At 68.5% G+C, this 8,241-nt stretch carries 9 protein-coding genes; 7 read left to right on the forward strand and 2 right to left on the reverse strand.

Features of this window, described 5'->3' with window-relative positions:
• From VNW74_RS27105 to VNW74_RS27135, 7 genes are all read left to right on the forward strand, one after another.
• Positions 1–474, forward strand: a 474-nt coding sequence (locus tag VNW74_RS27105) for an inorganic phosphate transporter (protein ID WP_325682606.1), incomplete at its 5' end; no start/stop codon positions are given.
• Positions 471–764, forward strand: coding sequence for a hypothetical protein (locus tag VNW74_RS27110; RefSeq protein ID WP_325682608.1), 294 nt, complete (start codon positions 471–473; stop codon positions 762–764). The genes VNW74_RS27105 and VNW74_RS27110, both read left to right, overlap by 4 nt.
• 60 nt (positions 765–824) lie before the next feature.
• Positions 825–1,127: a DUF3349 domain-containing protein gene (locus tag VNW74_RS27115; RefSeq protein WP_325682610.1), complete on the forward strand. Its 303-nt coding sequence runs from the start codon at positions 825–827 to the stop codon at positions 1,125–1,127.
• 47 nt (positions 1,128–1,174) lie between these two features.
• Positions 1,175–2,281 carry an o-succinylbenzoate--CoA ligase gene (gene menE / locus VNW74_RS27120; RefSeq protein WP_414686791.1) on the forward strand — a complete coding sequence of 369 codons (1,107 nt, stop codon included), beginning with the start codon at positions 1,175–1,177 and terminating at the stop codon, positions 2,279–2,281.
• A gap of 126 nt (positions 2,282–2,407) precedes the next feature.
• Positions 2,408–4,144, forward strand: a complete 1,737-nt coding sequence (locus tag VNW74_RS27125; RefSeq protein WP_325682612.1) for an NAD-binding protein — start codon at positions 2,408–2,410, stop codon at positions 4,142–4,144.
• A 19-nt stretch (positions 4,145–4,163) separates the two neighbouring features.
• On the forward strand, positions 4,164–5,516 hold the full coding sequence (locus VNW74_RS27130) for a hypothetical protein (protein WP_325682614.1): 1,353 nt from the start codon (positions 4,164–4,166) through the stop codon (positions 5,514–5,516).
• Between the two features lie 5 nt (positions 5,517–5,521).
• Complete coding sequence (locus VNW74_RS27135) at positions 5,522–6,814, forward strand: APC family permease (RefSeq protein WP_325682616.1); 1,293 nt, start codon at positions 5,522–5,524, stop codon at positions 6,812–6,814.
• Here the strand turns inward: VNW74_RS27135 and VNW74_RS27140 are convergent.
• Positions 6,792–7,460 (reverse strand): TIGR04282 family arsenosugar biosynthesis glycosyltransferase, encoded by a 669-nt coding sequence (locus tag VNW74_RS27140; protein ID WP_325682618.1) that lies wholly within the window; start codon positions 7,458–7,460, stop codon positions 6,792–6,794. The two genes, VNW74_RS27135 and VNW74_RS27140, sit on opposite strands and share 23 nt — an antisense overlap.
• Positions 7,461–7,509: 49 nt before the next feature.
• Positions 7,510–8,166, reverse strand: coding sequence for a glycosyltransferase family 2 protein (locus tag VNW74_RS27145; RefSeq protein ID WP_325682622.1), 657 nt, complete (start codon positions 8,164–8,166; stop codon positions 7,510–7,512).
• Positions 8,167–8,241: the final 75 nt, after the last annotated feature.

The following is an 8,241-nucleotide window of genomic DNA, read 5'->3' on the forward strand; positions in this document are numbered from 1 at the left end:
GCCGAATCGTCTTCGGCGGTCATCATTCTGCTGTCCGCTCACTTCGGGTACGCGCTGTCCACCACTCAGGTGGTAACCGGATCCGTGCTCGGCAGCGGGGTGGGCAAACCCGGAGCAGAGGTGCGCTGGGGGGTTGCCGGCCGCATGGCCGTCGCCTGGCTGATCACGCTGCCCGCCGCCGGTGCCGTCGGTGCCATCACCTACTGGGTGGTCCACTCGATCGGAGGCTTCCTCGGCTCGATCGTCGGCTTCGCTCTGCTGGTGGCGACGGCCGCGGCCATCTACCTGCAGTCGCGCAAGACGAAGGTAGACCACAACAACGTCAACGCCGAGTGGAAGGGCGACCTGACCGCCGGGCTCGACGAGGACGGCCAGCCGACGGCCAAGATCGGCGCGGGAGTCCCCAGCGGGAACGGAGCGGTTACCGACGCCGGTCCCGGCAGCGCCCCGGCGAAGAAAGCAGGCATGCCATGAGCACTTGGTTCAACTACGAGGCTTCGTTGAAGATCCTGGTCTTCGGTTTGGTCCTCGGTAGCGGGCTGCCTGCGCTGTTCGCACTCGGCGTGCGGGCGGGCGCAGCGGGCGCTGGTGTCGAGGGCTCCGATGGCACTGCCGTGGGGCAAAAGAATCCGGCGCTGACCGCTCTCAGCTACGCGTTGTACGCGTTGGCGCTGATAGCGGTCGTGATCGGCGTGTTGTACGTCGCCCGGGACTTCATCGGCTACCACACCGGCTGGTATATCCTCGGCGCCAAACCCGCGTAACATTTAAATTCATTCGCTGAGCAGGCTTAACCAACGCCGTCCGGGGGAAGTTGAGGCAGTGTGAACCGATTTCTGACCTCGATAGTGGCCTGGCTGCGCGCCGGGTATCCAGAGGGCATACCGCCCACCGACTACTTTCCGGTGCTCGCCCTGCTGTCGCGTCGGCTGTCCAATGATGAGGTCAAGGCGGTGGCCCACGAACTGATGCAGCAGGACAACGCCGACGACATCGACATCGGCGTGTTGATCACCCAGATGACCGACGAGCTGCCGAAACCGGACGACATCGAGCGGGTCCGGTCACGCCTGGCCGCCAAGGGTTGGCCGTTGGACGATGCCCGCAACGGCGAGGAGACCGGATAGCCGTCCTGCGCGCATTCGCCGTGGCGGAGGGTTCCTCGGCGCGCCCGCTGCTCGCGGCGCTCGAGCAGGTCCTGGACGGCCGTGCGTCTGCATTGCTGCCGGTACCTGCCGGCGCCGATCGCGGGTCGACATTGTCGGCGCTGCGGGTGGGCGACGCTATCGATGACGACATCGCGCTAGTGGTGACGACGTCGGGTACCACCGGCGCGCCCAAGGGTGCGCTGCTCACCGCCGCCGCGCTGACCGCCAGCGCGGCGTCCACCCATCACCGCCTGGGCGGGCCGGGCCGGTGGCTGCTGGCTTTGCCGCCGTATCACATCGCCGGTGTCCAGGTGCTGGTGCGCAGCCTGCTGGCCGGCACCGTTCCGGTGGAGCTGGACGTGTCGGCCGGCTTCGACATCAGCGGATTGCCCTCTGCCGTAGACGAACTCGGCTCCGGTCGGCACTACACGGCGTTGGTGGCCGCACAGTTGGCCAAGGCGCTGACCGATCCCGCGGCCGCTGCGGCGCTGGCCGAGTTCGACGCCGTGCTGGTTGGCGGCGGGCCTGCCCCACGACCGATCCTGGACACCGCCGCAGCAGCGGATATTAGGGTGGTCCGCACCTACGGGATGAGTGAAACCGCCGGCGGCTGTGTATATGACGGTGTCCCGCTCGACGGCGTCAAGGTCCGGGTAGACGCCGACGGCCGGATCGTTATCGGCGGCCCGACCCTGGCCAACGGCTATCGCAACCCACCCGACCCCGACCCGTTCGCTGAGCCGGGGTGGTTTCGCACCGACGATATTGGCGCTGTTGATAATTCGGGCGTACTCACCGTGCTGGGCCGAGCCGACGAGGCGATCAGCACGGGCGGTTTGACCGTGCTGCCGCAGCCCGTGGAGGCGGCGCTGCGGACCCACCCTGCGGTGTCCGACTGCGCGGTTTTCGGGCTCGCCGACGAGCGGTTGGGCCAACGGGTAGTCGCTGCCGTCGTGCTGGCCGATGGTCACAGTCCGCCCTCGCTCGAGGAGTTGCGGGCACACGTCATGCGCACCCTGGATCACACCGCCGCGCCCCGCGAGCTGCATATCGTCGAGGCGCTGCCAATGCGCGGCATCGGCAAGGTGGACCGGCAGGCCCTGGCAGGCCAAGCCGGGAAACGGTTGTCCTAGAAGACTCGAAGCCCGCGTCAGCGCGCGGAGTCGTTAATGCCGGATGACATAATGAGTCGATGGGCCGGTCCGAAATCGTGGAGAACTCGGTCGCCTTTGGGCTTTCCTTCAGGAGCGTACGAGAGCATGCACCGCCACATCATTGTTAGTGGTGACGATGCGCTGGCCATGACGATCATCGATGAGCTGAAAAACGCCGGCGTGACGGTCGCCAGGCTGGCCAACCTCGACTTGTCCGAGGCCGGGGTTTCTCGTGAACTCGTCCTCGCCGAGGTCGGTCATGCGCTCGCCGTTGTCTGCGCCGGGGACGACGACGCGGTGAATCTTGAAATCGCGCTGCTGGCAAGGAAAGCCAACCCGAACGCGCGCGTGGTGGCACGGGTGGCCAACGACGTGCTGCGCGAAGCGATCGCCGACGACAACGGGCCCGGCGCGATCTTCAACGTCGCCGAACTGGCGGCGCCGTCAGTGGTCGAGGCATGCCTGGAACACACCACGCACCAATTCGAAGCCGCGGGCATCGAGTTCGTCGTCTCTGGCGGCGAGGCATACCGCGACGCCACGCTGCGCGAGCTGTACGGGGATCTGGCCCCGGTGGCGGTGATTCACGGCGATGGCTCCCCCACCCCCGGCGAGATGGACATCTGCCCGAGCCGGGATCAGCGGGTGCACGCCGGTGATTGGACGATGATGGTCGGCACCGCCGACGAGGTGGCCGCCCAAGGCATCAAGATCCGAGGCACGAGACGCGCGCGAACGCGTCAGCCGCGGCTGCGGCGCGCGTTCGACGCCATCCGTGCGCTGGTCAACGATTTCAACCCGGCGTTTTATCCAATAGTGGCCGGCAGTCTGCTGCTGCTGAGTCTCTCCACGGTGTTGTTGCGGTTCGGCTACCGGCCCCCGCCGCGGATGGGCTGGGTCGACGCGTTCTATTTCACCATCGAGACGATGACCACGACCGGCTACGGCGACTTCAGCTTCGTGCACCAGCCCACCTGGCTGCGAGTGTTCGCCGCCCTGTTGATGTTCAGTGGGGTGACCACCACCGCTTTGTTGGTCGCGTTCGTCGCCGACGTGCTGCTGTCGCGCCGCTTCGTCTTCGGGGCCGCGCGCCCGCGGGTGCGCCATCTGCGCAACCACATTGTCGTCGTCGGATTGAGCGCGCTCGGCATCCGCGTGATCACCGATCTGACCGCCGCCGGCTACGACGTGGCGGTGATCGAGAAAAACGAGGAGAACAGCTTCTTGTCGGTCGTACAGAAGCTCGACGTGCCGGTGATCTTCGGCGACGCCACGTTGGGCCAGACACTGCGATCGGCGCGGGTGGATCACGCCCGCGCGGTAGCGGTGCTGACTCGCGACGACATGACCAACATCGAAACCGGGATCGTGCTAACCGAGATGCTGGGCACCAAAGTTCGGCCCGGGCTCAACTGGACCGATATTCCGCTGGTCCTGCGCGTCTATGACAACACGCTGGGTTTCGCGGTGGCGCAGCGGTTCGGCTTTGAAAACGTGCGCTCCACCGTCGAGCTGGCCGTGCCGTGGTTCATTGGCGCAGCGGTCGGTCTGCAGGTGCTGGGCACGTTCTCGGTCGGGCAACGCTCCTTTGTGGTCGGCGGGATGCAGGTGGCGCGCGGCAGCGAACTCGACGGCCTGCGCATGTTCGAACTGTCCACCCAAACGCGGGTCATCGCCATCACCCGGCCCAACGCACTGGTCAAGCTGCACCCCCGCCGCGATGCCCGACTGCACGCCGACGACACCGTCTACCTCGTCGGTCCCTACCGCGAACTGCTCGACACGCTGCGCAAAGGACGGCCACCCCAACAGCCGGCGGCCGACGCGCCTGCGCACAACTAGGCCGGGCGGCTTACCGGTCGTGAGGATCGCCCGCCGAGAAGCAATCGCGGTTGCGATCGGGTTGGTCCTGGTTGCGGCCGCATTCGTGGTGCCCCGCCTGAACTGGGGCATCAGGTCGCGGCTGCACACCGCGCCGGACCGCTTCGGCTGGCATGCGCCCGCTGCCCCGATCTTCGGCTGGTTCAACGCCCACGTCGGCTGGGGCACCGGACCCGCGGTTCTACTCGCGCTTGCCGCTGTGGTGTGGGGACCCGTTGTGGCGCAGCGACTCTCGTGGCGGGCGCTGCCGCTGGTCGCGTGGGCCACGTCGTTCGCGTGGGCGTTCGCGCTGGCGATGATCGACGGCTGGCAACGCGGCTTCGCCGGCCGGTTGACCGATAAGGACGAGTATCTGCCGCAGGTGCCGGGCATCACCGACATCCCGCTGGCCCTGCGTACGTTCTCCAGCCGGATCCTGGATTTTCAGCCGAACTCGTGGGTCACCCACGTCTCCGGCCACCCGCCGGGGGCGCTGCTGACGTTCGTATGGCTGAACCGCATCGGACTGGGCGGCGGTGCGTGGGCCGGGTTGCTCTGCGTGCTGGTCGGGTCGAGTGCCGCCGCCGCAATCGTGATCACGCTGCGGGCGTTGGCCGACGAGCCGACTGCGCGTCGCGCGGCGTCGTTCGTCGCGGTGGCACCCACGGCGATCTGGATCGCGGTCTCCGCCGACGGGTACTTCGCCGGGGTCGCCGCCTGGGGCATCGCACTGCTGACATTGGCCGCGCGCGACGCGGTTCGGTTCCCTGTGCTGGTGGCGGCCGCGGCGGGATTGCTGCTCGGCTGGGCGGTGTTCCTCAGCTACGGCCTGACGTTGATAGCGTTTCCGGCCCTGGCGGTACTGGTCTGCGCCACCGACTGGCGCTCGGCGCGACGGTCACTGGGGTCGGCAATTCTGGCCGCGGCGGCGGTTGCGGCGGCGTTCGCCGCGACCGGCTTCTGCTGGTTTGACGGCTATGCCCTTGTGCAGCAGCGCTATTGGCAGGGCATCGCCCATGATCGGCCGTTCCAGTACTGGAGCTGGGCCAACCTGGCTGCGGTAGTGTGCGCGATCGGCTTGGGCAGCGTCGCCGGGCTCAGCCGGGTCTTCGACCTGGCCGCTATACGTCGACGGTCGGGCCTGCACCTGCTGATCCTGGCGATGCTGGTCGCCATCGTCTGCGCGGACTTGAGCATGCTGAGCAAGGCCGAGACCGAACGGATCTGGCTGCCGTTCACCGTCTGGCTGACCTCCGCGCCGGCGCTGTTGCCGCAGCGGACCGTGCGGCTGTGGCTGGCGCTCAACGTCGTCGGGGCACTGTTGCTGAACAGCCTGATCTTCACCCATTGGTAGACGACATGGACGGCGAACGGAACCAATCGGGCGAGCCGGAACTTTCCCGCCGACTCGGCACCGGCGATGCGGTGGTGATCGGGCTGGGATCGATGATGGGCGCCGGAGTGTTCGCCGCCTTCGGCCCGGCCGCGCGCGCCGCCGGCGCCGGGCTGCTGATCGGGTTGGCGATTGCCGCGGCGATCGCATACTGCAACGCCACCGCCTCAGCGCAGCTGGCGGCCGTTTATCCGACGTCCGGCGGCACCTACATCTATGGGCGCGAGCAGCTCGGCCCGTGGTGGGGCTTCGCCGCGGGGTGGGCGTTTCTGGTCGGCAAGACTGCGTCGTGTGCGGCGATGGCGCTCACCATCGGCGCGTATGCGCTGCCGGGAGCGTGGTCGGCGCAGCGCCTCGTCGCTGTCACCGCGGTGATCGGGCTGACCGCGCTGAATTACCGCGGTATCACCAAGACGGCGGCATTGGCGCGAATCTTGTTGGCGTGCACGCTTGTTGCCCTTACCGTCGTGGTCATCGGCATCGCGATCGGTGGCATGCACCTCTCGAATCTGAGCGGTGCGGGCGCCTGGTCATCGGCAACGTGGTACGGGGTTCTGCAATCGGCCGGGTTGCTGTTCTTCGCGTTCGCCGGTTATGCACGGATCGCGACGATGGGCGAGGAGGTTCGTGAGCCGGCCCGCACCATACCCAGGGCGATCATTGTCGCGTTGGGGATAGCCGTCGTGGTGTATCTCGTCGTCGGGGTCGCGGTGCTGCTGGCAGCGGGACCCGATCGGCTGGCGCGGTCGCCCGCCCCGCTGGCCGAGGCGCTGCGCGCCGCCGGGGCTGTGCCGTTGCTGCCGGTGGTGGCGGTGGGCGCGACGCTGGCCAGCCTGGGTGCGCTGCTGGCGCTGACCGCCGGCGTCGGGCGCACCACCCTGGCGATGGCCCGTCACCGGGATCTGCCCGGCTGGCTGGCCGCCGTGCATCCGCGCTACCAGGTGCCGCATCGCGCCGAGATCACGGTCGGCGTGGTCGTCTGCATTCTCGCAGCCACCGTCGATCTGCGCGGCGTGATCGGCTTCTCATCGTTCGGGGTGCTGATCTACTACGCGATCGCCAACGCGTCGGCCTACACCCAGCCGACCACGCAGCGACGGTGGCCGCGTGTGCTGAACGTGTGCGGGGTCATCGGCTGTCTGCTGCTGGTCGCCACCTTGCCGTGGCAGTCGGTGGTCGTCGGGCTCGGGGTGTTCGCGATCGGCCTGACCGGACGCGCCATCGCCCGGCGATCCTTCACAGACCCGCGGCGCGGGTGACTTGGGCAAACCGGCTACCCGGGCGGCAGCGCTCACGGACCGCGGCCACGTCTTCGGCGACGTCGAAATCAGCCAACTCGTCGAGAAGAGTGACGCCAACACCGTTGCTGCGCAGCGATTTCAGCGTCAACGCTCCGGTGTCCGGCTGAGACATCGGGACATCACGCAGACACTCGGCGAGCCCCGGGGTATGCACCCCGAGCGCCCACCAGCCGCCGTCGCGAGCGAACCCGAGCACCGCCGTCGACTCGGCCAGACGTCGAGCGCAATCGCCCAGCAGATCGGCGGTCACCTGCGGGGTGTCCATCCCGATCTGTAGCACCGGAAGCCCGTCGACGGCGGCCGCGTCCACATGCGCGTTGGCCAGCCGGTCGCCGAAGTCGTTGCCGCGCTGATCGATCACGGCAAACGACGCGAGCCGGCGCCGTATCTCGGCAGCGTCGGCGGCGGCGTCGAGCTCGCCGGTGAGCGCCACCACCCGCGTGGCGACCGACGTGGCCGCTACCGCCTCGAGGGTGTCCAGCAGCGCGGCGGCTGCGATCTGTGCGGCGACCCGGTCGCCGACCGTCGCGGCCAGCCGGGTCTTGGCCTGGCCGGGCACCGGGGCTTTGGCCACCACCAGCAGCGTCACCGGCACGAGGCTCATGTGCGCCGCTCCTCCTCGTCGCTTCGCTCCGCATCGTCGCCGTCGCGCCTCAAGAGATCACCTTCCAGAAGTCCAGGATCGCGGTCACACTGCCCCGCAGCGATCCGCTGACCTTCGATTTACCCCCGAGGCGGGGACCGTATGCGACGTCGTGCTCAACCACCCGCCAGCCTGCCGCGCCCGCACGCACCAGCAGCTCCAGCGGATATCCCGACCGGCGGTCGCTGACGCCCAGGCTCAGCAGCGCGTCCCGCCGGAAGACCCGCATCGGCGCGATGTCGTGCACCGGGAGGCCGTGCCTGGTGCGCAGCCGCCAGCTCATCAAGACCGTGCCCAGCCGGGCCACCCACGGCCAGTGCAATCCCCGCACCGGGCGGCGCCTGCCGATCGCCAGATCGGCACCACGGTCCAGCTCGGCCACCAGCGCGGGCAAGTCGGCGGGGTCCAGGGAGCCGTCCGCGTCGATCACCGCCACGATCGGCGTCGTCGCAGCCACCACCCCGGCATGCACGGCCGAGCCGTAGCCGGGCCGCGGTTCGGCGACCACCCTGGCGCCGTGTCGGCGGGCCACCTCCGCGGTGTCATCGGTGCTGTTGTTGTCGACGACCAATGCCTGGTAGCCCGCGGGCATAGCGGACAGCACAACCGGCAGCGACTCGGCCTCGTTCAGGCACGGCAACACCACCGTCACCAGACCGTCGGCCATCAATTGGCTTCGGCGATGGCGGTCATGGTGGCGAGGATGGTCGCCACATGCTTCGAACCGCCTCCGGAGACGGCG

This window comes from Mycobacterium sp., assembly GCF_035570115.1.
Taxonomy (GTDB): Bacteria; Actinomycetota; Actinomycetes; order Mycobacteriales; family Mycobacteriaceae; genus Mycobacterium.